21 protein-coding genes and 1 riboswitch are annotated in these 25,405 nt (G+C 66.0%); of the genes, 12 read left to right on the forward strand and 9 right to left on the reverse strand.

Translation table 11 applies throughout. The annotated features are described in order from the left end of the window. The first annotated feature begins 166 nt into the window (after nucleotides 1-166). The 6 genes from KHO27_RS19190 (at nucleotide 167) to KHO27_RS19215 (ending at nucleotide 7,037) form a co-directional block, all read left to right on the forward strand. On the forward strand, nucleotides 167-706 hold the full coding sequence (locus KHO27_RS19190; protein WP_198754411.1) for a sigma-70 family RNA polymerase sigma factor: 540 nt from the start codon (nucleotides 167-169) through the stop codon (nucleotides 704-706). Next, nucleotides 699-1,628: a FecR family protein gene (locus tag KHO27_RS19195; protein ID WP_102683806.1), complete on the forward strand. Its 930-nt coding sequence runs from the start codon at nucleotides 699-701 to the stop codon at nucleotides 1,626-1,628. Before KHO27_RS19190 ends, KHO27_RS19195 begins: the two co-directional genes overlap by 8 nt. A 100-nt stretch (nucleotides 1,629-1,728) precedes the next feature. Beyond that, a complete protein-coding gene (locus KHO27_RS19200; RefSeq protein ID WP_502937576.1) occupies nucleotides 1,729-2,445 on the forward strand; it encodes a response regulator transcription factor in 717 nt (238 codons plus the stop codon). After that, the gene (locus KHO27_RS19205) at nucleotides 2,445-3,782 is read left to right on the forward strand and encodes a HAMP domain-containing sensor histidine kinase (protein WP_214500644.1); all 1,338 of its coding nucleotides are present in this window, start codon (nucleotides 2,445-2,447) and stop codon (nucleotides 3,780-3,782) included. The genes KHO27_RS19200 and KHO27_RS19205 overlap by 1 nt, the downstream gene beginning before the upstream one ends. Before the next feature lie 83 nt (nucleotides 3,783-3,865). Continuing rightward, complete coding sequence (locus KHO27_RS19210; protein ID WP_214500645.1) at nucleotides 3,866-6,094, forward strand: TonB-dependent siderophore receptor; 2,229 nt, start codon at nucleotides 3,866-3,868, stop codon at nucleotides 6,092-6,094. 67 nt (nucleotides 6,095-6,161) lie between these two features. Next, nucleotides 6,162-7,037 carry an alpha/beta hydrolase gene (locus tag KHO27_RS19215; RefSeq protein ID WP_214500646.1) on the forward strand — a complete coding sequence of 292 codons (876 nt, stop codon included), beginning with the start codon at nucleotides 6,162-6,164 and terminating at the stop codon, nucleotides 7,035-7,037. Between the two features lie 47 nt (nucleotides 7,038-7,084). Here the strand turns inward: KHO27_RS19215 and KHO27_RS26285 are convergent, their stop codons facing one another. The 3 genes from KHO27_RS26285 to KHO27_RS19230 form a co-directional block, all read right to left on the reverse strand. After that, nucleotides 7,085-8,539 carry a hypothetical protein gene (locus tag KHO27_RS26285; RefSeq protein WP_250888384.1) on the reverse strand — a complete coding sequence of 485 codons (1,455 nt, stop codon included), beginning with the start codon at nucleotides 8,537-8,539 and terminating at the stop codon, nucleotides 7,085-7,087. Between the two features lie 329 nt (nucleotides 8,540-8,868). Further along, on the reverse strand, nucleotides 8,869-10,074 hold the full coding sequence (locus KHO27_RS19225; protein WP_214500647.1) for an RtcB family protein: 1,206 nt from the start codon (nucleotides 10,072-10,074) through the stop codon (nucleotides 8,869-8,871). A 39-nt stretch (nucleotides 10,075-10,113) separates the two neighbouring features. After that, the gene (locus KHO27_RS19230) at nucleotides 10,114-11,244 is read right to left on the reverse strand and encodes a slipin family protein (protein WP_214502005.1); all 1,131 of its coding nucleotides are present in this window, start codon (nucleotides 11,242-11,244) and stop codon (nucleotides 10,114-10,116) included. Nucleotides 11,245-11,844: 600 nt separating this feature from the next. Between KHO27_RS19230 and rtcR the strand changes: the two genes are divergently transcribed. Together rtcR and ribB are read left to right on the forward strand one after the other, a co-directional pair. After that, on the forward strand, nucleotides 11,845-13,428 hold the full coding sequence (rtcR, locus tag KHO27_RS19235) for an RNA repair transcriptional activator RtcR (RefSeq protein ID WP_111533273.1): 1,584 nt from the start codon (nucleotides 11,845-11,847) through the stop codon (nucleotides 13,426-13,428). Between the two features lie 36 nt (nucleotides 13,429-13,464). Beyond that, a riboswitch (FMN riboswitch) is annotated at nucleotides 13,465-13,606 on the forward strand. Between the two features lie 80 nt (nucleotides 13,607-13,686). Next, a complete protein-coding gene (gene ribB, locus KHO27_RS19240; protein WP_038707266.1) occupies nucleotides 13,687-14,337 on the forward strand; it encodes a 3,4-dihydroxy-2-butanone-4-phosphate synthase in 651 nt (216 codons plus the stop codon). 88 nt (nucleotides 14,338-14,425) lie between these two features. Here the strand turns inward: ribB and KHO27_RS19245 are convergent, their stop codons facing one another. From KHO27_RS19245 to KHO27_RS19255, 3 genes are read right to left on the reverse strand one after another with little or no spacing between them, the layout of a single operon-like run. After that, on the reverse strand, nucleotides 14,426-15,619 hold the full coding sequence (locus tag KHO27_RS19245; RefSeq protein WP_110704187.1) for an SGNH/GDSL hydrolase family protein: 1,194 nt from the start codon (nucleotides 15,617-15,619) through the stop codon (nucleotides 14,426-14,428). A gap of 1 nt (nucleotide 15,620) precedes the next feature. Continuing rightward, the gene (locus KHO27_RS19250; protein WP_250888385.1) at nucleotides 15,621-16,784 is read right to left on the reverse strand and encodes an SGNH/GDSL hydrolase family protein; all 1,164 of its coding nucleotides are present in this window, start codon (nucleotides 16,782-16,784) and stop codon (nucleotides 15,621-15,623) included. Further along, nucleotides 16,771-18,186, reverse strand: a complete 1,416-nt coding sequence (locus KHO27_RS19255) for an MBOAT family O-acyltransferase (RefSeq protein WP_214500648.1) — start codon at nucleotides 18,184-18,186, stop codon at nucleotides 16,771-16,773. The genes KHO27_RS19250 and KHO27_RS19255 overlap by 14 nt, the downstream gene beginning before the upstream one ends. Before the next feature lie 216 nt (nucleotides 18,187-18,402). Between KHO27_RS19255 and KHO27_RS19260 the strand changes: the two genes are divergently transcribed. The 4 genes from KHO27_RS19260 to KHO27_RS19275 all read left to right on the forward strand — a co-directional run bounded on the left by KHO27_RS19260 (nucleotide 18,403) and on the right by KHO27_RS19275 (nucleotide 23,508). Further along, entirely contained in the window at nucleotides 18,403-18,645 is a 243-nt protein-coding gene (locus tag KHO27_RS19260) for an exodeoxyribonuclease VII small subunit (RefSeq protein WP_011531978.1), read from the forward strand. Beyond that, nucleotides 18,642-19,529, forward strand: a complete 888-nt coding sequence (gene ispA / locus KHO27_RS19265; protein WP_110704193.1) for a (2E,6E)-farnesyl diphosphate synthase — start codon at nucleotides 18,642-18,644, stop codon at nucleotides 19,527-19,529. The genes KHO27_RS19260 and ispA overlap by 4 nt, the downstream gene beginning before the upstream one ends. A gap of 134 nt (nucleotides 19,530-19,663) precedes the next feature. After that, entirely contained in the window at nucleotides 19,664-21,559 is a 1,896-nt protein-coding gene (gene dxs / locus KHO27_RS19270) for a 1-deoxy-D-xylulose-5-phosphate synthase (protein WP_111533276.1), read from the forward strand. Between the two features lie 71 nt (nucleotides 21,560-21,630). Beyond that, complete coding sequence (locus tag KHO27_RS19275; protein WP_111533277.1) at nucleotides 21,631-23,508, forward strand: TonB-dependent receptor plug domain-containing protein; 1,878 nt, start codon at nucleotides 21,631-21,633, stop codon at nucleotides 23,506-23,508. On the opposite strand, the gene KHO27_RS19280 is transcribed toward KHO27_RS19275, so the two are convergent. From KHO27_RS19280 to ribA, 3 genes are read right to left on the reverse strand one after another with little or no spacing between them, the layout of a single operon-like run. Then, entirely contained in the window at nucleotides 23,486-24,298 is an 813-nt protein-coding gene (locus tag KHO27_RS19280) for a cobalamin-binding protein (protein WP_110704199.1), read from the reverse strand. The two genes, KHO27_RS19275 and KHO27_RS19280, sit on opposite strands and share 23 nt — an antisense overlap. Then, on the reverse strand, nucleotides 24,298-24,717 hold the full coding sequence (locus KHO27_RS19285; protein ID WP_214500649.1) for an MFS transporter: 420 nt from the start codon (nucleotides 24,715-24,717) through the stop codon (nucleotides 24,298-24,300). The genes KHO27_RS19280 and KHO27_RS19285 overlap by 1 nt, the downstream gene beginning before the upstream one ends. Next, nucleotides 24,714-25,331 (reverse strand): GTP cyclohydrolase II, encoded by a 618-nt coding sequence (gene ribA, locus KHO27_RS19290; RefSeq protein ID WP_023631163.1) that lies wholly within the window; start codon nucleotides 25,329-25,331, stop codon nucleotides 24,714-24,716. The genes KHO27_RS19285 and ribA overlap by 4 nt, the downstream gene beginning before the upstream one ends. Nucleotides 25,332-25,405 lie beyond the last annotated feature (74 nt).

The following is a 25,405-nucleotide window of genomic DNA, read 5'->3' on the forward strand; positions in this document are numbered from 1 at the left end:
TTCTCGCTCGTGAGGTCAGTGCCCGGCACTCGATGCGGGCTTGCACCCCTTCTGTCGCACGACAGCGAAAAAGGTATATGCGTGCGATTCGCATTTTCACTTGATCTTGTGATTTAGCCAAATCTAGTGATAATTGTTTGCATTTACACCCTTGGCCCCGCTGCCCATGACCCTCTTCAAGAACCCGCCACGGCACATCGAGCACTGCGCCGTGACCACGCTGTATGTCGAACACCACGCCTGGTTGCGCGGCTGGCTGGCGTATCGCTTGCGCTCCTGGGGGCGTGGCGTGGCCGATGACCTGGCCCAGGACATTTTCGTGCGCGTGCTGGCCAGCCGCGACACCACACAGCCTGATACCCTGCGCCAGCCACGTGCCTACCTGGCCCGTATCGCCAATTGCGTGCTGGTCAGCTGGCGTCGGCGGCATTCCCTTGAGCAGGCCTGGCTCGAGGCCCTGGCGTTGGTGCCCGAAGTCGAACATCCGTCGCCCGAGCAGCAGAGCGTGATTCTCGAGACCCTGCACGAGATCGATGCCGTGCTCGACAGCCTGCGGCCACGGGTCAGGCAAGCCTTCCTGATGGCAACGCTGGACGGCATGAAGCAGAAAGACATCGCCCAGGCACTGAACATCGCCTTGCCGACAGTGAAGAAGTACATCCACGAAGGCTACGTCGCCTGCCTGAGCCAGATGCCCGATGAGTGAACAGCCCCCCATCGCCCAGGCCATTCTCGCCCAGGCCGCCGCCTGGCTGCTGTTGATGCAGGAAGGACCACTGACGCCGACGCAACGGCTCGAACTGGAGCACTGGCGATACCGCGATGCCGAGCACGAACGCGCCTGGAACCGGGCGCAGCGCCTGCTCTCCCGCCTCGGCACCTTGCCTCCCACCCTGGCCCGACAGACGCTGGTGCGCCCGGACAGCAGCCGGCGCACCGTACTGCGCACTCTGCTGGTGTTGCTGGGCGCGGCCCCCCTGGGTTGGTGGGCATGGCGGCGCAGCGAGGGAGGCATCGACTACCTCACCGCCCGGGGCGAGCGCCGGGATGTGCTGCTGGCCGACGGCACCCAGGTTTCTCTCAACAGCGACAGCGAGCTGAGTGTGCGCTTCACGGCCGAGCAGCGCCTGCTGCACCTGCGCCGGGGCGAGATATACATCGCCACCGCGGCGGACCCGTCGCGGCCTTTGCGGGTGCGCACCGGGCAAGGCGTCATGCAGGCGTTGGGCACCCGCTTCAGTGTGCGCCAGTTCCCCCAGGAGACCCTGCTCGCGGTCTACGAAGGCGCCGTACAGGTCCAGCCCGAAGCCGCCGGCGGTGTCATCGTCCAGGCAGGCTCGCAGCTGCGCTTCAGCCGTGATCGATTCGATCCACTGGAGGATGCACGCGACGCTCAGCTGGCCTGGCGCAATGGCCTGCTGGTAATCGACGAGATGCCATTGCTGCAATGGACCCAGGAGCTGATGCGCTACAGCGACCAGCGCCTGGTCTGCGACCCGGCGTTGGCCGAGTTGCGGGTATCGGGCAGTTTCCCGATCGATGACCTGCCCCTGGCCCTGGCCATGTTGGCGCAGAGCCATAAGCTGCGTATCCGCAGCGAGGCCGGGGGGACATTCATCAGCCGCTGACATTACACAGCCGCTCCCGCATGTGCCGTGTAACGCGACGAAATGCCAGCACCTGGCCATTGCCCCGGCACCGCCGTCAATGGGATGATTCGTATTTGCAATGTATTCTCATCAAGGCAATCCCGTGTCCCCCAAGCTCCTCCTCGCCGAAGACGATCCCCGCCTGCGCCAGGACCTGGAACACCACTTCCTGCGCCGTGGCTTCAGTGTTCAGGCCTGCGAGAACGGCACCCAGGCCTTGAATGCGATACACCAGACACACTTCGACCTGCTGCTGCTGGACATCATGCTCCCGGGTGTCGACGGCCTCAGCCTGCTCGACGAACTGCGCCGGCACCAGGCCGTGCCGGTGATGCTGATGTCGGCCCTGGGTGCCGAGCAGGACCGCATCAGCGGTTTCACCCGTGGCGCCGACGACTATCTGCCCAAACCCTTCAGCCTGGCCGAGCTCGATGCCCGGGTCGACGCCCTGCTGCGCCGGGTGGCGCTGGACCGGCGCCCGCCCGCTCCGCGCAATGCCTGCGCACTGGACTTCGACACGGCCAACCATGATGTCGCGCACCATGGCCAGAACGCCGGCCTGACCGGTTCCGAGTACCGCCTGCTGATGACCTTGCAGGCCCACCCCGGCGAGGCGCTGAGCAAGGCTTTCCTATATCAAAGCGTCCTGCACCGGGCCTACACCCGCCTCGACCGCGGCCTGGATGTGCATGTCTGCAACCTACGCCGCAAGCTCGCCGCCATCGGTGCGGGGCACCTGGAGATCCAGGCCGTGCGTGGCCAGGGCTATATCCTGGTCGACCCGGGTAGCGCCTGATGCGCCGACATCCGCTGCTGTGGAAACTGGCGCTGCTGCAGGTATGTTTCTGCCTGCTGCTGACCTGGCTGATCTGGACCTGGGGACTGTCGGTGGAACGCAGTACCTACTTCCTCGCCCCCGCCGACCGGGTGTACCTGGCCGGCTTCGCCGAACAGGCCGAGCAGGCCTGGCGCACGGACGGCGCCGTCGGCGTTGAGCGCCTGCGCCGCGAACTGGAAGTCCGGGAAGACACCTGGGTCGCCATCATCGGCCCGCACCTGCAGAGCCTCGGTACCACGTCGCTGAGCGCCGAAGAGGCCAGCCGCCTGACCTTCATGCGCAAGCTCGACTGGCCCATGAGCCGGCGCCTGCAGGACGAGTTGCCCTATGTGAGCATCGAGTTCCCCAGCCGCCCCCAGGAGGGTCGCCTGGTCATTCAACTCCCCGAGCACCTGCTGCCGACCGGGTTGACCCCCTGGACCCACGTGATCACCCACGGCGTGGCCCCTGCCCTGCTCGCCTTGTTGCTGGGCCTGGCGTTGTACCGCCACCTGGTCGTGCCCCTCAACCGCCTGCGCGACCGCGCCGATGCATTGCGCGCCGACGATTTGGACGGCCCCCGCCTGCCCTTGCAGGAACGCCGCGACGAGCTGGGCGAACTGGCCCAGGCCTTCGAGCACATGGCCGTGCGCCTGCGCAGGAGCCTCGACCAGCAACGCTTGCTGTTGCGCACGCTGTCCCACGAACTGCGCACACCACTGGCGCGCCTGCGCATCGCCCATGACAGCGGCCTGCCCCCGGAGCAGTTGCGCCAGCGCCTGGACCGGGAAGTGGACGACATGCAGAAACTGCTGGAGGACACCCTCGACCTGGCGTGGCTGGACACCGAGCAGCCGCAACTGGCGACCGAGCCGGTGCTGGTGCTCTCGGTGTGGGAAGCGCTGGTGCAGGACAGCTGCTTCGAGAGCGGCTGGGCGATGGCGCGACTGCCCTGCTCGCTCGGCCTCGACTGCGTGGTGCAGGCCCACCTGGACAGCCTGGCCCAGGCCTTGGAAAACCTGCTGCGCAACGCCATCCGTCATTCGCCCGCCGGTGGCCAGGTCAGCCTGGAGGGCTGGCGCGAGGGCACGCACTGGCACCTGTGCCTGCGCGACCACGGGCCTGGGGTGCCGGAGGCGGAGCTCGAACCGATCTTCCAGGCCTATCGCCGCCTGCCCGGCAGCGGCGCCGGTTTCGGCCTGGGCCTGGCCATCGCCCGGCGCGCCATCGAGCTGCAGGGCGGACGGCTCTGGGCGAGCAATGGCTACCCTGGGTTGTGCCTGCACCTGCTGCTGCCCGCGGCCGAAAGTGTTTAGAAAGTTAATGCGCTTTACTCTCAAATAAGAGCTATTACCATCTGTGATCTCTTGAAATCAGCCCGCCGCGCCGGAGATCACACATGTCGCCCCGCCCGCTTTGCCTATCACCCTTCCTGCTGCTGTCCAGCTGCCTGCTGAGCAGCGCCGTGCACGCCGCCAACCAGCCCGCACCGATCGAGCTGGAAAGCCAGAACGTGGTGGCCACCGCGCTGGAAGAGACCAAGCAGGCGCCCGGTGTGTCGATCATCACCGCCGAAGACATCAAGAAGCGCCCGCCGGCCAACGACCTGTCGCAGATCATCCGCACCATGCCGGGGGTCAACCTGACCGGCAACTCCACCAGCGGTCAACGCGGCAACAACCGTCAGATCGACATTCGTGGCATGGGGCCGGAGAACACCCTGATCCTGGTCGATGGCAAGCCGGTCAGCAGCCGTAGCTCGGTACGCTACGGCTGGCGTGGCGAGCGGGATTCGCGCGGCGACACCAACTGGGTGCCGGCCGACCAGGTCGAGCGCATCGAAGTGATCCGCGGCCCGGCGGCGGCACGCTATGGTTCCGGGGCCATGGGTGGGGTGATCAATATCATCACCAAGCAACCGGCGGGCGAGACCCACGGCAACATGACCGTGTACCAGAACTTCCCGCAGCACGGTGACGAAGGCGCCACCAAGCGCGTGAGCTTCGGCCTCAACGGCCCACTGACCGACACCCTCAGCTATCGGGTGTACGGCAACGTGGCCAAGACCGACGCGGACGACTGGGACATCAACGCCGGCCACGAGTCCGCACGCTCCGGCACCCAGGCCGGCACCCTGCCCGCCGGCCGCGAAGGCGTGCGCAACAAGGACCTCAACGGCCTGCTGAGCTGGCGCCTGACCCCGGAGCAGACCCTGGAACTCGAAGCCGGCTTCAGCCGCCAAGGCAACCTGTACGCGGGGGATACGCAGAACACCAACTCCAATGCCAACGTCAAAAGCATGCTGGGCAAGGAAACCAACATTCTCTACCGCGAGAATTTCGCCATCACTCACCGTGGCGATTGGGACTTCGGCAGCAGCATGGCCTTCCTGCAATACGAGAAGACCCGCAACCAGCGCATCAACGAAGGCCTGGCCGGTGGCACCGAAGGTATCTTCAGCAACACCGACTTCTACACCTCGACCCTGCGCGACCTGACCGCCCACGGCGAGCTCAACCTGCCACTGCACGCCTGGCGCGACCAGACCCTGACCCTGGGCAGCGAGTGGAGCCAGCAGAAGCTCGACGACCCCAGCGCCAATACCCAGACCACCAGCGAAGGCGGCAGCGTGCCCGGCCTGACCAGCAGCGGCCGCAGTACCAGCAGCCAGGCGCAGATCTTCTCGCTGTTCGCCGAGGACAACATCGAACTGCTGCCCGGCACCATGCTCACTCCGGCGCTGCGCTTCGATCACCACAGCATCGTCGGCGACAACTGGAGCCCGTCGCTCAACCTGTCCCACGCGCTGAGCGACACCCTGACGCTGAAGGCCGGCATCGCCCGCGCCTACAAGGCGCCGAACCTGTACCAGCTCAACCCCGACTACCTGCTCTACAGCCGTGGCCAGGGCTGCTACGGGCAGAGCACCAGCTGCTACCTGCAGGGCAACGCGCACCTGGAGGCCGAGACCAGCGTCAACAAGGAACTGGGCATCGAGTTCCAGGACAACGGCTGGGTCGCCGGCCTGACGTACTTTCGCAACGACTACAAGAACAAGATCGACTCGGGCCTGAGCGGCATCGGCCAGGCAGCCGGTGGCACCGGCGCCAACGCCAACGCCACCCTCTACCAGTGGGAGAACATCCCCAAAGCGCTGGTCGAGGGCCTCGAGGGCACCCTGACCATCCCGCTGAGCGAACAGCTGAAGTGGAGCAACAACTTCACCTACATGCTGCAATCGAAGAACAAGACCACTGGCGAGACCCTGTCTGTGACCCCGGCCTACACCCTCAATTCGATGTTCGACTGGCAAGCCTCCGACGACCTGTCGCTGCAGCTGAGCGTGGCCTGGTATGGCAAGCAGACGCCGAAGAAGTACGACTACCAGGGTAAGCGGGTCACCGGCACCGCCAACGACCAGGTGGCCCCGTACGCGCTGGTCGGCGCCAGCGGCACCTACGCGCTCACTAAAAACCTGAGCGTCACCGCCGGCATCGACAACCTGTTCGACAAGCGCCTGTACCGGGCCGGCAACGCCCAGGCAGTGAACGGGATCGAGGGCGCGGGCGCGGCCACCTACAACGAACCGGGCCGCACCCTCTATACCAGCCTGACCGCCTCCTTCTGAACCTGGGCCGCCGCGACGCCATCGACGCAGCGGCGGCCTGCCCTGGACGCTACAAGGAGTACGCCCGATGAAGATTCTTCCGCTCGTACTGGCACTGGCGATGACCGCGCCCGCCTATGCGCGCCCCCAACCTGAGCAGAAAATGGACCGCACCCTGCTGCAGCGCCAGGACCTGGCCTATCGCTTCAGCCACCTTGACCTGGACTCGGCGGACGGCCGGCGCCACTACCGCCTGTGGGTGGGAAAACCGCTGCACCCTGCACCTGCCAGCGGTTACCCGGTGCTGTGGATGCTCGATGGCAATGCCGCCATTGGTGCCCTCGAACCGCAACAACTGGAGCAGTTGGCGAGCGGGCAGGCCCCCCTGCTGGTTGCCATCGGTTATCAGACCGACCAACGCATCGAGCGCAGTGCCCGCACCTACGACTACACCCCCACGGTGCCAGGCCGGGTTGACCAGCATGACCCACTGACCGGCCAGCCCAGCGGTGGTATCGACGGGTTTCTCGACTTGCTCGAGCGACGCATGCGCCCGATGGTCGCCACGGTCGCGCCCATCGATCCACAACGGCAAACCCTCTGGGGCCATTCCTATGGCGGGCTTGCTGTACTGCATACGCTGTTCACCCGCCCAGGGATGTTCAGCAGCTACGCGGCTGCCAGCCCATCGTTGTGGTGGAATGACGGTGCCATCGTCGCAGAGGCGCAAGGGCTGCACGTGAGCGACAGTCGCCCGAACCTGCTGCTGATGCGAGGCACCGACGAGCCTGGCGAGCCACACGGCTCACCGGGCGACAAGAGTGGCAAAGCGCTGCATGACCTCGCCGGCGCACTGGCACAGGTGCCAGGGCTGCAGGTTCGCTACGAACGCTTCCCGGGGTTGGGGCACGGCCCGATGCTGGCAGCCTCGCTGCGTAGGGTGGTGGAAGGGATGTACAGGTAAGGGCCGCCCGCAGGCGCCGGCCAATCACCTGGCCAGCGCCTCACCCATCAGGCCTGGCGAGCAGGCTCGGGCGCTGGCCGGACCGGCGTCTCGATGAGGCTTCTCCACTGCTCGATGATGGTTTCCGGCACACCCAACGACTTGCGCAGCGCCTCGACCCGCTCCACCGGGTAATTCGCGAAACGCTCGTTCATGAAGTCGAGGTTGGGGTTCTTGCCACTCTTGTCACCATCACAGACACGGTACAGCGTCACCTTGGTTTTCCAGGTGCACGGCAGCAGCACACTACGCTCGAGTTCATCGTCAAGCCACCCATAGCGGTGGCAGCTGGTACCCCCGGTATCACCCGGCGCGCACATGTTGCGCACATCATGGCTGATCTTCGCTTCACGGTCCTTGATGATCCGCGGCCACAGCTCGGCGGCGAACTCGGCGTACATCTTCGCGGCCCTGGCAACCGTGCCGGTCTTGGGCTGGCCATAACTGGACTGCAGCGGGCTGCGTAGCGTGCCATCGCGTCCCAGGCCGTTCGGATCGACAAAAGCCATCTCCTGGAACAACGCCAGTTGCACACCGGCGGCAATCAGGAACACGCCGAAACCGAGCTTGGCGTACTTCTCGTTCATCAGCGTGCCCAGCATCCCGCCCGGGCCGGAGAGGTAAGTGGTCTCGTACTTCTGCAACAGCGCGAACAGTTGCTTGCGATCCTCCAGCAGCGTGAGGTCGAGTGATTCCTTGGCCGGCAGGTATTCGGTCTCCAGATGCTGCTGGATGCTCTTGATCGAGCCGTCGATGCTGTCGATCAGGCTCTGCTGCAATTCACCACCGACAATCCGTTTGAGCTCAACATAGACCTGGTCGAAGTAGCTCGGCACACCTGGCGGAAAGGCCTGCTCGAACAGTGCCTTGCCAATTGCACCACCGACAGCGGAGGCCAGGGACGTGGCCAGCTTGCCACCCAGCTCACCGAATGCCGCTGCAACGACATCCGTCGAGCTCAGCTCCAGATCCGCTGCTGGCGAGCTCACCGGGCCAACTGCCTCAATGAACAGCAACTGGCCATCCTGCCCCACCACCACATCCTTGAACAGGTACACCAATTGCCCATAGTTGGTAGTGCGCAACAGTGCCACCGAACGGACACGACAGCCGTTGTATGGTTTGCCGAGAAACGCAAAGCTCTCCTCCAGCAAGGTTTCGCCTTCCAGCAATGGCGTTTGGCGCTCCACAGCCTGGCGGATGCAGGCAGTGCGCGCGGCATGCTGCCTGAGCACCGAATCGCGCAACGTCGGCAAGGTATCGGCCGAGGTGAGCGGGATAGCGGCCATCAGCCTGGTCATCTGCTGCAGACGCTCTTCATCCACGCCCTGCTCGCCATACTCTGCGAGGTAACGCAGCAGGTGTTGACGGGCATAGTCCGGTGGCGCCTCGGCCTGCACTTTGGCAATGCCGAAGAGGAAACTCACGTTGGTGACCTGATCGAGCTCTTTCGCTGCCTGCATGACGACTCCTGTGTCACTTCAATCAACCGGGTGGGTGCGGAAAATCGTGAACTGCTGGGGTTCGAGTGGCACGGTCGGGCCCTGAACGGCTGACCGGAAAGCAAATAGATATCAAAGAGCCACTACCAATACCGGAATCCGTTTGAGTCGGCAATACGCCTGTGACACTCGGTCGAGCACCCGAATAGCTGGATTCAGGGCAGCCCATGCGGGTACCCAACCCCGTGGCACACGGTCGCTGCTACAGCGATGCAGTGCGCAGTTCCTGCGACGCGCTGCGTTGGACGATGCCGCGCAGGTACCCATCCAGCTGGCCGCTGTCGCCCGCTTCAACCTTTCACGCACACTACCTGACGCAGGGTGTGCACCACTTCGACCAACTCACGCTGGGCCTGCATCACCGCATCGATATCCTTGTAGGCCATCGGGATCTCGTCGATCACATCCTTGTCCTTGCGGCACTCCACATGGGCAGTGGCGCGCTGCTGGTCCTCGACGGTGAAGCGGCTCTTGGCCTTCGTGCGGCTCATCACCCGGCCCGCGCCATGGCTGCACGAGCAGAACGATTCCTCGTTACCCAAGCCGCGAACGATGAAGCTCTTGGCGCCCATCGAGCCCGGGATGATGCCCAGCTGGCCCTTCTGCGCCGACACCGCGCCCTTGCGGGTCACCAATACCTCGCGGCCGAAATGCTGCTCTTTCTGCACGTAGTTGTGGTGGCAGTTGACTGCTTCGAGGCTGGCCTCGAACGGCCTTCCCAGCACCTTGCGGGTGGCGGCGACCACCGCCTGCATCATCAGTTCGCGGTTATGCCGGGCGAAGTCCTGCGCCCACTCCACCGCCTCGACATAGTCGGCGAAATGGCGGCTGCCTTCCTCGAAATACGCCAGGTCGCGGTCCGGCAGGTTGACCATGTGCTGGCGCATGTCGGCCTGGGCCAGTTCGATGAACAGGTTGCCGATGGCGTTGCCGACGCCACGCGAGCCGCTGTGCAGCATGAACCAGACGCGGTCGGCCTCGTCCAGGCAGACCTCGATGAAGTGGTTGCCGCCGCCCAGTGTCCCCAGGTGTTGGCGGTTGTTGGTCTTTTCCAGGCGCGGATGCTTGTCGGTGATTGCCTTGAAGCGCCCGGCCAGGCCGCTCCAGACCTGGTCGGCGTGGTTCGGCACGTTGTCCCAGGCACCCTGGTCGCGACGGCCGAAGGTCTTGCCATGGGGCACGGCCTTCTCGATGGCTGTACGCAGGCCATGCAAGTTGTCCGGCAGGTCACGGGCATGCAGCGAGGTGCGCGCGGCGATCATGCCGCAGCCGATGTCCACGCCCACCGCCGCCGGGATGATCGCGCCCACGGTGGGGATCACGCTGCCGATGGTCGAGCCCTTGCCCAGGTGCACGTCCGGCATCACCGCCAGGTGCTTGAAGATGAACGGCATCTTCGCCGTGTTCATCAGTTGCCTGCGGGCGTCGTCCTCGACCGGCACACCGTCGGTCCACAGTTTGATCGGCTTGCCGCCCGCCACTTCGAGTATGTTCATTGCCTTGTTCCTTGTTGCGCTACGTCGTGTCGCACAGGGTCAACCCGCCTTGAGGCTGACCATGCCATTCAATACCTGATCCAGGCCACCGAACACCGAAATCCGGTCGATGCGCTCGGCCACCCGCTCCAGGGTTTCCAGCTCCTTCAGGCGCAGGGCCGTGGGGTTGCCTTCCATCACCTTGGCGGTGTTGAGCAACGAGCGGGTCGCCTGGGTTTCCTCACGCCGGCGGATCACGTTGGCCTGGGCAGCCTTCTCCGCCTCCACCACTTGCGCCAGCAGGGTTTTCATCTCGCCCGGCAGGATGATGTCACGCACCCCGAGGCTGCTCACTTCCAGGCCACTGCCTTGCAGTTGCGCCAGCAGGTGCTCGGTGACGCTGCCGTCAATGGACTGCTTGTCTTCCAGCAGTTCGTCGAGGGTGCGGGTGCCCACTGCGGCACGCAAACCGAACTGCAGTTCGCGGTACAGGTGCTCCACCGGTTTGCTCATCTGCCCGTGAGCGCCGAGTACATCGGTGTAGCGCCAGTTGGCCACCAGGCTCAGGCGCAGGCTGACCTTGTCGCGGGTGAGGATCTCCTGGCCGTTGACCTCCAGCGCCTGCAGGCGGGTGTCGACCATCTCCACCGCGACCTGGCTGCCGCAGCGCCAGTAGCCATGCCGGCCCGGCTCGAGCAACCCGGCTACCACGCCGTCGATCTTCAGCACACCGACATGGAACGCCGGCACCAGCGCCAGCAGCACCAGGTCCGTGCCGGCCACGCCGGGGCGGTTCAGGCGGACCACCAGTTCATCGTCCAGGCGCCGGCCCTGATTCAGGTCGATGCGCTGCAAGCCATGCTCGACCTGGCCTTTCCAGTACAGGCGGCGACTGTCCGGTGCCAGCAACTCGACCAGGCGGCCGTTCTCGAAACGCAGGCCGGCCTCGTGCTGCGCCAGGTCCATGGCTTCGAAATGCTGCTCGACCAGAGCTGGTTCATGCCCACGCAGGTACTGCGCCAGCGGGTGGTCGAACAGCGGGGATTGGAGACTGAAGGTGGTCACCGTCAGCCGGTCTTGCCAGTCGAAACGCTGGTACTGGCCAGGCTCGAGAATCGACACGAAGTCGCCTTCGCTCATCAGCAGGCCACGTTCGTTCTTCTTCACCACAAAGCGTTTCAACAGTTTCATCATGCTCATCCTTTTATCAATGTCCTTGGTTGCGGGTGGTCGCCGACTCACCGAGCGCCGTGGGCGAAGCCTGGCGGAGTCCGGGGCCGGGAGTGTTGCTCCGGCGGCCTCCATCGTTGCGCCAGGCCCGGCCCACGGGCCGGGTGAGCCAGCGGTGGCCCAGGCGTCCTTCGCAAAAGCGGACCATCCTGGCCCTGGTTGCGTTGCCTGTGCCCCACCTGCGGGTGTTGCGGTTGTAGCTACCGTGGAGGGTAGTGCCGGGACTTGGCCCGGCGAGCGCCTCGCAAGCCTGTTTACAGGCTTGCGCCGCAGTGACCGGTCGTTGCGGCGGCGGCATGCACGACACCGACACCTGAGGGTGGGTACGTGCACCGGCGGGGGTTGATATCCCCTGACCCGAGGGCCTGCCTGGCGATGCGGTCGAAAGGGGTATAGCGAGCGGCGTGCCAGTTTTTATCCGACACTCAAAATATTTATTAACTAACTGATTTATAACGATTTAATTTCAATTTACGATTTCAACGGCACACTGCAATGGTCATGACGATTCCAATTTTCATATACCATTAGATACCTATTTATCTTGCTGGATAATCACGGATGACCAAGCCTCTCGTCGCCATCGGCTTTCTCGGCACCACCCTCGATCGCAACGGCAAGGGCGCCGCACGCTGGAACCGGTGGAGGCCGACCATCAGCCTGTGCCAGCAACCCGACCTGCCTCTTGACCGCCTGGAACTGATCCACGACCCCGGCGCACGCGACCTCGGCCTGGCCGAGCGAATCCGCGCCGACATCCAGCAGGTCTCGCCCGGCACCGAGGTGCGCCTGCATCCTCTGGCGCTGCGCAACCCGTGGGATTTCGAGGAGGTCTACGGCGCCCTGCACGACTTCGCCAGCGGCTACAGCTTCGACACCGAGCACGAGGACTACCTGGTGCATATCACCACCGGCACCCACGTCGCGCAGATCTGCTGGTTTCTGCTCACCGAGGCGCGCTACCTGCCGGCGCGCCTGGTGCAGACCTCGCCCTCGCGCAAGCACGACGAAAACAGCGACCCGGCCGGCATCGCCACGCTGATCGACCTCGACCTGTCGCGCTACGACCCGATCGCCTCGCGCTTTCGCCGGGAACAGGTCGAGGGGCAGTCGCTGCTCAAGTCCGGCATCGCCACGCGCAACCCCGGGTTCAACCGCACCATCGAGCAGATCGAACGGGTCGCCCTGCGCTCGAAGGCGCCGATGCTGCTGGTCGGCCCGACCGGCGCCGGCAAGTCGTTCCTGGCCCGCCGCGTCCATGAGCTCAAGCGCGGTCGTCACCAGTTGGGCGGTCGCTTCATCGAGGTGAACTGCGCCACCCTGCGCGGCGACGGCGCCATGTCGACCCTGTTCGGCCATGCCAAAGGCGCCTTCACCGGCGCGCAGAACGCCCGCGACGGCCTGCTGCGCGCCGCCGACGGCGGCATGCTATTCCTCGACGAAATCGGTGAGCTGGGCGCCGACGAACAGGCCATGCTGCTCAAGGCCATCGAAGAAAAGCGCTTCTTCCCGCTGGGCGCCGACCGTGAGGTGGAAAGCGACTTCCAACTGATCGCCGGCACCCACCGCGACCTGCGCGCCAAGGTCGCCGACGGCTCGTTCCGCGAAGACCTGTTCGCCCGCATCAACCTGTGGACCTTCGCCCTGCCGGGCCTGGCCCAGCGGCGCGAGGACATCGAGCCGAACCTGGATTTCGAGTTGCAGCGCCACGCCCGTGAGCAAGGCCGCCAGGTGCGCTTCAACCTCGAAGCCAAGCGCCGCTACCTGGCCTTCGCCCACGCCAGCGAAGCACGCTGGGCCGGTAACTTCCGCGAGCTGTCGGCATCGATCACGCGCATGGCGACCCTGGCCGACAGCGGGCGCATCGACGAGGCACTGGTCGAGGAAGAGATCGCTCGGCTGCGCTATGCCTGGGGCCTGGAATCGGCAACCGAGCCGCTGCTGGCCGGCCGCGAACTGGACCTGTTCGACCAGGTACAACTGCAGGCGGTGATCGATGTGTGCCGCCGCGCCCAGAGCCTGTCCGAGGCCGGGCGCCAGCTGTTCGCGGTATCACGCCAGGAGAAGGCCAACCCTAACGACGCCGACCGCCTGCGCAAGTACCTGACGCGGTTCGGGCTGGATTGGCAGCAACTAAAGTCGTAGGGCTTGCCATCAGACTGGCTCGGTACGGTATGCTTGCCCAGTCTTCAGGGCGGGGTGAAAGTCCCCACCGGCGGTAAATCGAAAGATGAGCCCGCGAGCGCCCCGGCCATGCCGGGGGTCAGCAGATCTGGTGAGATTCCAGGGCCGACGGTCATAGTCCGGATGAAAGAAGGCGTTTGGCAGGGGCCGTCCAGGCGCCCTTGCGCGCGCATTTTGTTCGCCCCGAGACGTTCATCGATCATTCACGAGGAGCGTTTCATGTCCACCCCGCTTAACAAGCAATTCCCCAACGTCAGCGCCGCCATCGCCGCCTTCCAGGCCGGGCGCCCCGTACTGCTGCTCGACGACGACGACCGCGAGGACGAAGCCGACATCGTCGCTGCCGCCGAGAACCTTTCGCTGCAGACCATGGCCATGATGATCCGCGATTGCAGCGGTATCGTCTGCCTGTGCCTGGACGAAGCCACCGTCGACGCCCTGCAGCTGGCGCCGATGGTGCAGAACAACCAGGCCCGCCACGGCACCGGCTTCACCGTCACCATCGAAGCCGCCGAGGGCGTCAGCACCGGCGTGTCGGCGCAGGACCGCATCACCACCATCGAAGCCGCGCTGCGCTCCACCGCGCAACAGCGCCACATTGTCAGCCCCGGCCATGTATTCCCCCTGCGCGCCCGTGACGGCGGCGTGCTGACCCGTCGCGGCCACACCGAAGGCTCGGTGGACCTGGCCCGCCTGGCCGGCCTGCGCCCGGCGGCGGTGCTGTGCGAACTGATGAACCCCGATGGCAGCATGGCCCGGGGCGAGCAGGTGGCGGTGTATGCGCGGCAGTACAACCTGCCGGTGCTGACCATCGAGGAGCTGGCGCGCTATCGCGAGGCGATGGTTGAGCTGGAGGCCGAGCCGGCCTGATCCAAAGGCATCGCGGGGCAAGCCCGCTCCCACGCCAAGTACCAAGGTGCTTCGTGGGGGCGGGCTGGCCCCGCGATGAGGCCAGGCCTCAACGCAACCCCAACGGCCCCTTCAGATACTCATACAACCCCGCCGCACTCTTGCGATAGCCATCGGCTGTCAGATGGACAAGATCAGGCCGCGCCAGCCCCTGCGCCTGCCAGCCGGCGATCGAGCACGGCCCGCCCATGAACCCCTGCCAATCCCAGAACAGCGCCTTGTGCTTGCGCGCCATCTGCTTCTGGATACGGATCACCGAGGCCAGCGGTTGCGGCTGGCGCGCCGCGCAACTGCGCGCCTTGCGCTGCTTGATCGAGTCCGGCGGGCCGACCAGCAGTATCGCCGCCTGCGGCAGGTCTTTGCGCACGCCCGTAAGGGTCGCCTCCAACTGCGCCTGGTACAGCGCCAGGTCGAGCTTGTCGTCGAACGCCTCATTGGTGCCGTAGGCCAGGATCACCAGGTCCGGCCGCACGGCCTTGAGGCTGTCGCGCCAACCCGCCTGCCACTTGTCCACCACCTCCAGGCGCGCGCCGTTGATGCCCAGCGTCGAATAGATCACCCCGGCATTCTTCTGCCCCTGCAGGTACCAGCCACCCAAGGCGACGCCACGGCCACCCTCCACCGTCAGTTGCACCGGCAGGCCGACATTGGCGAACGCCGGGCTGAAGCGCCACTGGCCGTTGCTGGCCGGCAACACCCGGCGCTGGCCGCCATTGACCAGCAGGCTGGCACTCCCGCTGGACTGGTACAACGCCGAGACCTTGTAGCGCTGACGGTCTTCGTCACGCGCCTGCAGCATCACGCTGGAACGGTTGGCCTGCGGCAGCGAAAGGTAGCCGCCCAGCGGAAACTGATGGCTCTGCTGGTTGCGCGCCGACACCAGCTCCCACTGGCGCTTCTCGCTCTTGATGATCACTCGGTCGTTACGGATCCCCGGCACCGGCGAGGCCGGCACCAGGCCAATGCCACCGTCGCCGTAGCGTGCCTGCAGCAGGCGGCGCAGCTCGCCGCTGAACAGGTCGGCGGCGGTGTGCGAATCACCCAGCTGGACGATGGCAACCGGGGCACGCCCGGCATTGCGCAGCTTGCCGGCGAGCAGGGCGACGTTGCCGTCCTGGCGGCTGGCGGGCGCGGCGGTGGGCCGCGCCGCGGGCTGGGCGCTCACGCTGTTGGCGCCGGTGCTGCAACCCGGCGCGGCGCTGATCAGCAGGGCCAGGCCCAGCAGGTGATGCCATTGGCGCATCTCAATGTCCTGTTACGGTCAGGCCTGGAAAGCTGATCAGCGACAGTATCTGCTCGGCGATCATCTTCTGGCCTGTGATGGTGAAATGAATGCCGTCGTCGACCCGCACCTTCACCCGCTTGCCCTGCGCGGTCTGCACCGTGTACGCGAAGCTGGCGTCGGCGTAGCCGAGGATCGGGTTGGCCGACACGTAGTACTGGCCGTACAGCGCGGTCTGCTCCTGGTAGAGCCCGCTGAGGTAACCCATGGCGGTGGACAGCCGCGCCTTCTCCATGTTCGGCGGCCCGACCCAGATAACCTGCACGTTGTGCGTGCGGGCCTGCTCGAGGATCGAATCGATCCGGGCGCGATAGGCCACCTCCCATTCCGGCGACTTGAAGCGCAGGAACGGCTTGCCTTTGCCCTGGGGCATGTCCCACGGGTCGTTGGGGCCGAGGAACACCACCATCAGGCGCACGTTCGGTTCGTGGTCGAGGGTCTCGGCCACGGTCTTCGGCCAGTTGAAGAAGCCCGGGTAGGCAAGGCCGGTGCTCTGCTTGCTGAGGTTGACGGTGCGGATCTGGTAACGCTTGCGCAAGCTGTTGGCCAGGTGCGGGGCAACGCCCTGCATCAGCGAATCGCCGACCAGGAACACCTCGTCACCAGCGGCCAGGGAGGCCACGGTGCCCGGTTGCAGCAATACCGGCGCCGGGGCTGGTGCTGGAGTTGCCGCTGGCATTGGCGCTGACGCCGGCACTGCCGCGACGGACGGGGTTACAGCGACGGGCGGGGGCACGTGAACAGGCGCCGGCGTGTGCGCCGCACCGTGCGGCAGCGGTTTGGCCAGCGCCGCCGGGGTCTGCAGGTCGACCGTGACCACCGGCATCGGCGCGGGCAGGACCTCGGGCAGCGGCGCTTCGGCTACCTGCGGCGCCGGCTGCAGGCGCTCGAGCAGGTCGTCACGGCGGGCCTCCAGCAGCGCCGTCAGTTGCGCCCCCGTACGCCAGGCCGGCATCTGGCCCAGCAGCGGGATTTCGCAGCTCTGGTGGTACTTCTGCTGGCAGTAGAGTTTGATCGAGTCCTGGTTCAGCCAGAACAGCAGCGCGGTGGTGACCACGATCGCGTACAGGCCACGGGCAGCGCCCATCTGTACCTGGAACAGCTGTTTGCTATCAGAAGCTTGCATAGATGAACCCCGGCACGCCCGACTGCGAAGCGAAAATCACCAGCGACACACCGACCCCGAGCGGGATCGGGTACAGCTGCCACGGCAGGCGCTGGAAGGCCGCGCCACTCTGGCGCAGCAGCGCCAGCCATTGTGGATAACTGGCCACGAACAGCACGCAGGCCAGCAACATCAGGCCAGTGACACTGTTCAGGCCCGCCAGGCTGAGCTGGGCGATGTCGCCGAGCATCTCCAGTGCGCCCTCCAATGTCGGGCTGCGGAAGAAGATCCAGGCGAAGGCCACGTAGTGGAAGGTCATCAACCGCGCCAGCAAGCCCGATCCCGGCAGATTGGCGAACCCCGGGCACCACTGGCTGAACAGCTTGGAGATAGCCAGGCCCATGCCGTGCAGCGCGCCCCAGATGATGAAGTTCACGCTCGCCCCGTGCCACAGCCCGGACACCAGCATCGCCAGCAGCATGTTCAGGTTGCCGCGCCATACGCCCTGGCGGTTGCCGCCCAGCGGGATATAGACGTAGTCGCGGATGAAGCGCGACAGGCTGATGTGCCAGCGCCCCCAGAACTCCTTGAGGTTGTGTGCGGCATACGGCGCGTCGAAGTTGTCCGGCAGGCGGAACCCCAGCAACAAGGCGATGCCGGTGACCAGGTTGGTGTAGCCGCTGAAGTTGAAGTAGATCAGCAGGCTGTAGCCGTACACGCTCAACAGCACCTGCTCGGGGGTGGCGCTGCCTGGGGTGTCGAACACCGGGTCCACCCACTCGCTGCCCAGCCAGGCACTGAGGAAGAACAGCTTGACCACCGCCATCGCGATCAGCCCCAGTGCCCGCTGCGGCTCCAGCACCTGGCGCATGGCCGGCGGGCGGATCTGCGGCAGCATATGCAGGGCGCGGTTGACCGGCCCGGCCACCAGGCTGGGGAAGAACGCCAGGTACAAGGCCAGGTCCAGCGGCGCCGACGGCGCCAGCTCGCGCCGGTTGATCGACACCAGGTAGCTGACCGAATGGAAGGTATAGAACGACAGCCCGATCGGCACCAGCACTTCCAGCAACGGCAGCGCCACGTCGAACCCGGCGGTGGCCAGTGCGGCCTGCGCGCCTTCGACGAAGAACGCCTGGTACTTGAACAGGTAGAAACAGCCCAGCACCAGCGTCAACAGCAGCACGCGGCTAAACCAGCGCCCAGGGTAGCGCCCCGCCAGCAGGCCGAGCAGGTACACCAGCACACTGTAGCCCAGCAGGATGTAAAGCGACTGCAGGCTGAAGCTGGCCACCAGGCCATAGCTGGCCGTCAGCAGCAGCAGGTTCTGCAGCCGGACACTCCAGCACAGGCTCCAATAAAGCAGGAAGAACAGCGTGAAACAGAGGCCGAATTCGATCGAGAGGAAGCTCACAACGTAGTCCATTACATGACGTCGGGGAGGGAAGCCGCTGGCCCGCGGGCCAGAGCGCGCGGATTATGGCAGAGGGCCGCCACCCCCACAATTCGATTGCTTCGCAGATTGCAAGACGGGCCGTCGGGTACAAGTGCAACAAAATGCGACGAACCCGCCCTGCAATTTGCTCCCCCTGCCCCGCTCTGCTAGTGTCGCGCCGTTCTGGACACCACCGAGACTGTCGCCATGGCCCGCAAAAAAGCCTCCATCGATTTCGAACAATCCCTCGCCGACCTGCAAGCCCTGGTCGAGCGCCTGGAGAACGGCGAACTGTCGCTGGAAGAGTCGCTGGCCGCCTTCGAGCAAGGCATCGCCCTGACCCGCGATTGCCAGGGCGCCCTGGCTCAGGCCGAGCAGAAGGTGCAGATCCTGCTGGAGCGTGACGGCGAGCTGGCCGCGCAACCGTTCGACGCGGAGCCCGAGGCATGATCGCCCAGTACCAGGCAAGCGCCCAGGCCCGGGTCGACGCGGCCCTGGAACCCTTGTTCCAAGCCCCCTCAAAGGAGCTCGAGCGTCTCTACGCGGCCATGCGCTACAGCGTGATGAACGGCGGCAAGCGTGTGCGCCCGCTGCTGGCCTACGCCGCCTGCGAGGCCTTCGGTGTGCCGGCGGAGCAGGCCAACGGCGCCGCCTGCGCGGTTGAGCTGATCCATGCCTACTCACTGGTACACGACGACCTGCCGGCCATGGACGACGACGACCTGCGCCGCGGCCAGCCGACCACCCACAAGGCCTTCGACGAAGCGTGCGCGATCCTCGCCGGCGACGGTTTGCAAAGCCTGGCCTTCAGCGCCCTGCTCGATACGCGCCTGAGCCCGCAGCCCGACGCCATCCGCCTGCAGATGGTCCAGGCCTTGGCCAAGGCGGCCGGCCCTGCGGGCATGGTCGGCGGCCAAGCCATCGACCTCGGCTCGGTGGGCCTGAAGCTCGACCAGAAAGCCTTGGAGTACATGCACCGGCACAAGACCGGCGCGCTGATCGAAGCCAGCGTGCGCCTCGGCGCCCTGGCCAGCGCCCGCGCCGGGCAGGTCCAGCTCGATTTGCTGCAGACTTATGCACAGGCCATCGGCCTGGCGTTCCAGGTGCAGGACGATATCCTCGACGTGGAGAGCGACACCGCCACCCTGGGCAAACGCCAGGGCGCCGATATCGCCCGCGACAAGCCGACCTACCCGGCGCTGCTCGGGCTGGAGGCGGCCAAAGCCTATGCCCTGGAGCTGCGCGACCAGGCGCTGGCCGCGCTGGCAGGCTTTGGCGAGAATGCCGAACCACTGCGGGCGCTGGCCCGCTACATCGTCGAACGCCGCCACTGAGGCACCCGTGGGAGCATCGGCGTACCGCCGCTCCCACGCTGATCAACGACACCTTGGCCACACCCGACTGAATGGGCAGCTTTTCCTACAATGGGGTAAACTGCCGCGTCTTCACACCTATAACGACTCGCCTGATGCCCACGACGTTTCAAGAGATCCCCCGCGAACGCCCGGTCACGCCGCTGCTGGACCGCGCCGACACGCCCGCCGGCCTGCGCCGGCTGGCCGAAGCCGACCTGGAGACCCTGGCCGACGAGCTGCGCCAGGACCTGCTCTATACCGTCGGGCAGACCGGTGGGCATTTTGGTGCGGGCCTGGGCGTCATCGAGCTGACGATCGCCCTGCACTACGTCTTCGACACCCCGGATGACCGGCTGGTGTGGGACGTCGGCCACCAGGCCTACCCGCACAAGATCCTCACCGGCCGGCGCGAGCGCATGCTCAGCCTGCGCCAGAAGGACGGCATCGCCGCCTTCCCGCGCCGCAGCGAGAGCGAGTACGACACCTTCGGCGTTGGCCACTCCAGCACCTCGATCAGCGCCGCGCTGGGCATGGCCATCGCCGCCCGCCTGCAGAACGACCCGCGCAAGTCGATCGCGGTGATCGGCGACGGCGCGCTGACCGCCGGCATGGCCTTCGAGGCGCTGAACCACGCCCAGGAAGTCAACGCCGACATGCTGGTGATCCTCAACGACAACGACATGTCGATTTCGCGCAATGTCGGCGGCCTGTCCAACTACCTGGCCAAGATCCTCTCCAGCCGCACCTACGCGAGCATGCGCGAAGGCAGCAAGAAAGTGCTGTCGCGCCTGCCCGGTGCCTGGGAAATCGCCCGCCGCACCGAGGAGTACGCCAAGGGCATGCTGGTGCCGGGCACGCTGTTCGAGGAACTGGGCTGGAACTACATCGGCCCGATCGACGGCCACGACCTGCCGACCCTGATCGCCACCCTGCGCAACATGCGCGACCTCAAGGGCCCGCAGTTCCTCCATGTGGTGACCAAGAAGGGCAAGGGCTTCGCCCCGGCCGAGGTCGACCCGATCGGCTACCACGCCATCACCAAGCTGGAGCCAGCCGACAAGCCGGTCGCGCCGAAGAAGACCAGCGGCCCGAAATACGCCTCGGTGTTCGGCCAGTGGCTATGCGACATGGCCGCCGCCGACAATCGCCTGGTGGGCATCACCCCGGCGATGAAGGAAGGCTCGGACCTGATCGACTTCAGCGAACGCTACCCGGAGCGCTACTTCGACGTCGCCATCGCCGAGCAGCACGCGGTCACCCTGGCCGCGGGCATGGCCTGCGAGGGTGCCAAGCCGGTGGTGGCGATCTACTCGACCTTCCTGCAACGCGCCTATGACCAGCTGATCCACGACGTGGCGGTGCAGGACCTCGATGTGCTGTTCGCCATCGACCGCGCCGGCCTGGTCGGCGAGGACGGCCCGACCCACGCCGGCGCCTACGACCTGTCCTACCTGCGCTGCATCCCCGGCATGCTGGTGATGACCCCGAGCGACGAGAACGAGCTGCGCAAGATGCTCAGCACCGGCCACCACTACAAGGGCCCGGCCGCCGTGCGCTACCCACGCGGCACCGGCCCGAATGCGCCGATCAGCGGCGATCTGGAGCCACTGGACATCGGCAAGGGCGTGGTCCGCCGCCAGGGTGGCAAGGTCGCCCTGCTCGTGTTCGGCGTACAGCTGGCCGCAGCCCTGCAGGTGGCCGAGCAGATCGATGCCACCGTGGTCGACATGCGTTTCGTCAAGCCACTGGACGAGGCACTGGTGCTGGAAATGGCCGCCAGCCATGAGCTGCTGGTGACCATCGAAGAGAATGCCATCATGGGTGGCGCCGGCGCAGCGGTCGGCGAGTTCCTCGCCCGCGAAGCGGTGGTCAAGCCGCTGCTGCACCTGGGGCTGCCGGATATCTATGTCGAGCATGCCAAGCCTGCGCAGATGCTGGCCGAGTGCGGGCTGGATGCGGCAGGGATCGAAGCCTCCGTCAAAACCCGAATGGCCAAGCTCGGACTGTAAGGCCGTATCGCGGGGCAAGTCGCGGCGGTGCGCCGATGGGACTTGCCCCGCGATTGCAATGGAACTGCCCCATGAAGATCCGCGCCCTCCCCCTGCTCTGCCTCCCCGCCGCCGCCCTGGCAGCCGAACCTTCCCGCGATGACGCCCTCAAGCTTCCCGACGTGCTGATCAGCGCCAGCCGCCAGGTCGAGTCGCGTACCGCCACCAGCGCCGCCAACACGGTGTTCACCCGTGCCGACATCGACCGCCTGCAACCCAGCAGCGTCACCGATCTGCTCGCCCGCGTGCCCGGCGTGCAGGTCGCGCCCACCGGCGGTCGCGGCAGCCTGCCGGGCATCTTCGTGCGCGGCACCAAGGCCGCCCAGACCCTGGTGCTGGTTGATGGCGTGCGCATCGCCAACGCCACCTCCGGCGACAGCGGCCTGCAGTTTCTCGGCATCGACCAGATCGAACGGGTGGAAGTGCTGCGCGGCTCGCGCTCGGCGGTTTACGGCAGCGACGCCATCGGCGGGGTGATCCAGATCTTCACCCGGCGTGGCGAGGGCCAAGGCCTGCAACCGCGCCTGCGCCTGGCGGCCGGCAGCAACCAGACCTGGCAGCGCAGCCTGGGCCTGTCCGGTGGCGATGGCGCGACCCGCTTCAACCTCGGCGCCAGCCTGGACGAGACGGCCGGCATCGATTCGACCGGGCCGTCGTATGCCAGCGATGGCGACCATGACGCCTATCGCAACCGCTCGCTGAACCTGAGCTTGAGCCACAGCTTCAACGAGCGCTTCGAAGCGGGCTTGAACCTGCTCGACAGCCGTGGGCGCAGTGAATACGACAATCCTTATGGGCGGCTGGATGAAACCACCTATCTGAGTTATCCACAGCAGCCCTACACCGATTTCAGCGTCAGCAGCCTGGGCACCTGGTTCGACGCCCAGCTGAGCGACACCTGGCACTCCAGGTTGGAACTTGGCCACAGCGAAAACCGTGACGACAAGCGTGACAAGATGAGCGACGAGCGCTTCATCTACAACACCTACCGTGACCAGGTCACTTGGCAGAACGATTTCACACTCGACGAGCGCAACCAGCTGATGCTGGGTGGCGACTGGTACCAGGACCGCTTCCACGGTACGGCGAACTTCAGCGAGGACAGCCGCTGGAACCGCGCAGCCTTCGCCCAGTACCGCTTTGCCGGGGACAGCTTCTCGAGCGAACTGGGTGTACGCCAGGACCGTAACCAGCAATTCGGCGACCAGACCACCTGGAATGCCAGCCTCACTGTCCCGCTGAACCCTCGCAACGACGTGCTGCTCTCCTACAGCGAGGGCTTTCGCGCCCCGACCTTCAACGATCTCTACGATGTGCAGTACGGCAACCCGGACCTGCGCCCCGAGCACTCGAAAAGCTACGAACTGCAATGGCGCAGCCAGCTGGCCAGTGATACACGGCTGGAAGCCTCGCTGTATCGCACCGACCTGCGCGACGCAATCAACTACGACCCCGAGCGTAGGCGGCCCGGCAATGTCGAAAATGCGCGAATCAATGGCATGGAGCTGTCGCTGCAGCAGGAATGGGCCGGTTGGACCTCTCAGTTGGGCCTAAGCCTGGTCGACCCGCGTGACCGGGAAAGCGGCCATACCCTTCAACGCCGCGCTCGTCGCACGTTGAGCCTGGATGTGGATCGACAATTTGCTCGCTACAGCGTGGGGGCCAGCTGGCAGGCCGTCAGTGGTAGCTACGACGATCCGTCCAACAATCGGCGCATGGGGGGCTATGGGTTGCTCGGCCTACGTGGCGGCATGGCCCTGACAGACGAGGTGAAGGTGGAGCTGAAGCTGGACAATCTGCTGGACAAGCAATACAGCCGCGCCCTCTACAGCTACGACGGCAGTTGGCACGGCTATCGCGAAGAAGGACGCACCTGGCTGTTGAGCCTTACCTGGACACCGGCGCTCTAGCATCGAGCAACGCACACAGCCGAGCAGTGGCCTCGATCATCTGCCCGCTGGGCCGCTCCAGGCCCTTGTCCGGCACCACCAGCAAACGCTCGCCCTTCACCGCGCTCAGCCGCGGCCAGTTGCGCCAACTGGCCAGTTGCGCCTCATCGCCCGCCAGGATCACCTCCGGGTCGCGCAGCAGCACCGACTCCACGCTGACCTGCGGGGCGGGCTGGGCCAGGTCATCGAACACATTGCGCGCCCCGCACACGCGCAAGGCGTCGCTGACCACCTGGCGGCCACCCAAGGTGTACAGCGGCTTGTCCCAGACCTGGTAGAACACCCGCAGCGGCGCCTCACGCCGGTAGCGGTCGCGCAGCCCCTGCAGCCGCTCACGCAGGCTGGCGGCATAGGCGCGGCCTTGCTGGTCACGGTCAATACGTTGGGCGATGGCTTCGATCTGGTCGATCAACTGGTCGAGGTTGCCGGGCTCGCCGCTGAACGTGGCGATGCCCAGGCGCCTGAGCTGGTCGCGCTGGGCTGGCGGCACGCTGCCGGGCCACAGCAGCAAGAGGTCGGGCTCAAGGCTTAACAGGCGCTCCATGTCGAGCTGGCCATGGCGGCCGACGGAAGGCAACCGGGCCAGCGCCGGCGGACGCTCGCCGCCATCGAGCACACCGACCAGCAACTCGCCGGCTCGTAGCTCCAGGACAATCTCGGTCATCGACGGCGCCAGGCTGACCACCCGCGGCGCGGCCTCGGCCACGGCGCCGAGACACAGCAGCAAAAACCCGGCGAACAGCGCCCGCATCAGCCGAGCTGGCGCGGGATGCGATAGAGGTACAGCAGCACCACGGTGGACAGGGCGAGGAGAATCTGCGGTACCGCCTCCAACCCGACCAGCACCGACAGCGCGGCAACCCAGGCCGGGAAGCAGGCGAACAGCATGGCCAGGCGGCGCACGCGGGCCAGCTCGATCCAGCCCGCCGGTTCTTCGGCGCTGCCCAATACCTTGTCGGTGGCGATCAACGCCCGCTTGTACGCGCTGAAGCGCGGCAGGCTGAGGAACATGCTGGCGGCACCGGCGATGAACAGCGGCATGGCCAGCACCGGGATCAGCGCCTCGCCGCCACCAAAGGCCCAGGCCATCACCGGCAGCGGCAGCAACCCCACGGCCAGATACTGCCACCAGGCCAGCGCCAGCCGCCGCTTCACCTCTGTGCGCGTCACGCCTGGGGCACCTCGCCCTGGTGCTTGTTGCCCATCATGTGGCCGAGCTTGTCGGCCTTGGTGGCCAGGTACAGGCGGTTGTGCGGGTTGTGGCCAGTGTGCAGCGGCACGCGCTCGGCGACCTTGATGCTCATGTCGGTCAGCGCCTTTACCTTGCGCGGGTTGTTGGTCATCAGACGCAGCGACTTCACGCCCAGGTGCTCGAGCATCGGCAGGCACATGGCGTAGTCACGTTGATCGGCGGCGAAGCCCAGGCGCTCGTTGGCCTCGACGGTATCGGCACCGCCGTCTTGCAGTTCGTAGGCGCGGATCTTGTTCAGCAGGCCGATGCCACGGCCTTCCTGGCGCAGGTACAGCAGTACACCCCGGCCTTCACGGGCGATGGCCTGCAATGCGGCCTCCAGCTGCGAGCCGCAGTCGCAACGCTGGCTGAACAGCGCATCGCCAGTCAGGCATTCGGAGTGCAGACGCCCCAGCACCGGCTCGCCGTCGGCGATATCACCCAGGCTGAGCACCACGTGCTCGCGGCCAGTGGCTTCGTCGAGGAAGCCATGCATGGTGAAGGTCGCAAAGGGAGTCGGGAGTTTCGAGGCGGCAACAAAGACGACGGGCACGTTGTGCTCCTGGGCAGTAGGATTTTTCAGATCGGCCGATTGTATCAGCAGCCCGGCGCAGGTGCGCAGGAGGA

This window comes from Pseudomonas sp. RC3H12 (assembly GCF_018596375.1).
GTDB lineage: Bacteria > Pseudomonadota > Gammaproteobacteria > Pseudomonadales > Pseudomonadaceae > Aquipseudomonas.

Bases quoted from the DNA above. Each gene is read 5' to 3' on its own strand.
- KHO27_RS19190 (WP_198754411.1), top strand. From the start codon at position 167: ATGACCCTCTTCAAGAACCCGCCACGGCACATCGAGCACTGCGCCGTG.
- KHO27_RS19195 (WP_102683806.1), top strand. From the start codon at position 699: ATGAGTGAACAGCCCCCCATCGCCCAGGCCATTCTCGCCCAGGCCGCC.
- KHO27_RS19200 (WP_502937576.1), top strand. From the start codon at position 1,729: ATGTATTCTCATCAAGGCAATCCCGTGTCCCCCAAGCTCCTCCTCGCC.
- KHO27_RS19205 (WP_214500644.1), top strand. From the start codon at position 2,445: ATGCGCCGACATCCGCTGCTGTGGAAACTGGCGCTGCTGCAGGTATGT.
- KHO27_RS19210 (WP_214500645.1), top strand. From the start codon at position 3,866: ATGTCGCCCCGCCCGCTTTGCCTATCACCCTTCCTGCTGCTGTCCAGC.
- KHO27_RS19215 (WP_214500646.1), top strand. From the start codon at position 6,162: ATGAAGATTCTTCCGCTCGTACTGGCACTGGCGATGACCGCGCCCGCC.
- KHO27_RS26285 (WP_250888384.1), bottom strand. From the start codon at position 8,539: ATGCAGGCAGCGAAAGAGCTCGATCAGGTCACCAACGTGAGTTTCCTC.
- KHO27_RS19225 (WP_214500647.1), bottom strand. From the start codon at position 10,074: ATGAACATACTCGAAGTGGCGGGCGGCAAGCCGATCAAACTGTGGACC.
- KHO27_RS19230 (WP_214502005.1), bottom strand. From the start codon at position 11,244: ATGAAACTGTTGAAACGCTTTGTGGTGAAGAAGAACGAACGTGGCCTG.
- rtcR (WP_111533273.1), top strand. From the start codon at position 11,845: ATGACCAAGCCTCTCGTCGCCATCGGCTTTCTCGGCACCACCCTCGAT.
- ribB (WP_038707266.1), top strand. From the start codon at position 13,687: ATGTCCACCCCGCTTAACAAGCAATTCCCCAACGTCAGCGCCGCCATC.
- KHO27_RS19245 (WP_110704187.1), bottom strand. From the start codon at position 15,619: ATGCGCCAATGGCATCACCTGCTGGGCCTGGCCCTGCTGATCAGCGCC.
- KHO27_RS19250 (WP_250888385.1), bottom strand. From the start codon at position 16,784: ATGCAAGCTTCTGATAGCAAACAGCTGTTCCAGGTACAGATGGGCGCT.
- KHO27_RS19255 (WP_214500648.1), bottom strand. From the start codon at position 18,186: ATGGACTACGTTGTGAGCTTCCTCTCGATCGAATTCGGCCTCTGTTTC.
- KHO27_RS19260 (WP_011531978.1), top strand. From the start codon at position 18,403: ATGGCCCGCAAAAAAGCCTCCATCGATTTCGAACAATCCCTCGCCGAC.
- ispA (WP_110704193.1), top strand. From the start codon at position 18,642: ATGATCGCCCAGTACCAGGCAAGCGCCCAGGCCCGGGTCGACGCGGCC.
- dxs (WP_111533276.1), top strand. From the start codon at position 19,664: ATGCCCACGACGTTTCAAGAGATCCCCCGCGAACGCCCGGTCACGCCG.
- KHO27_RS19275 (WP_111533277.1), top strand. From the start codon at position 21,631: ATGAAGATCCGCGCCCTCCCCCTGCTCTGCCTCCCCGCCGCCGCCCTG.
- KHO27_RS19280 (WP_110704199.1), bottom strand. From the start codon at position 24,298: ATGCGGGCGCTGTTCGCCGGGTTTTTGCTGCTGTGTCTCGGCGCCGTG.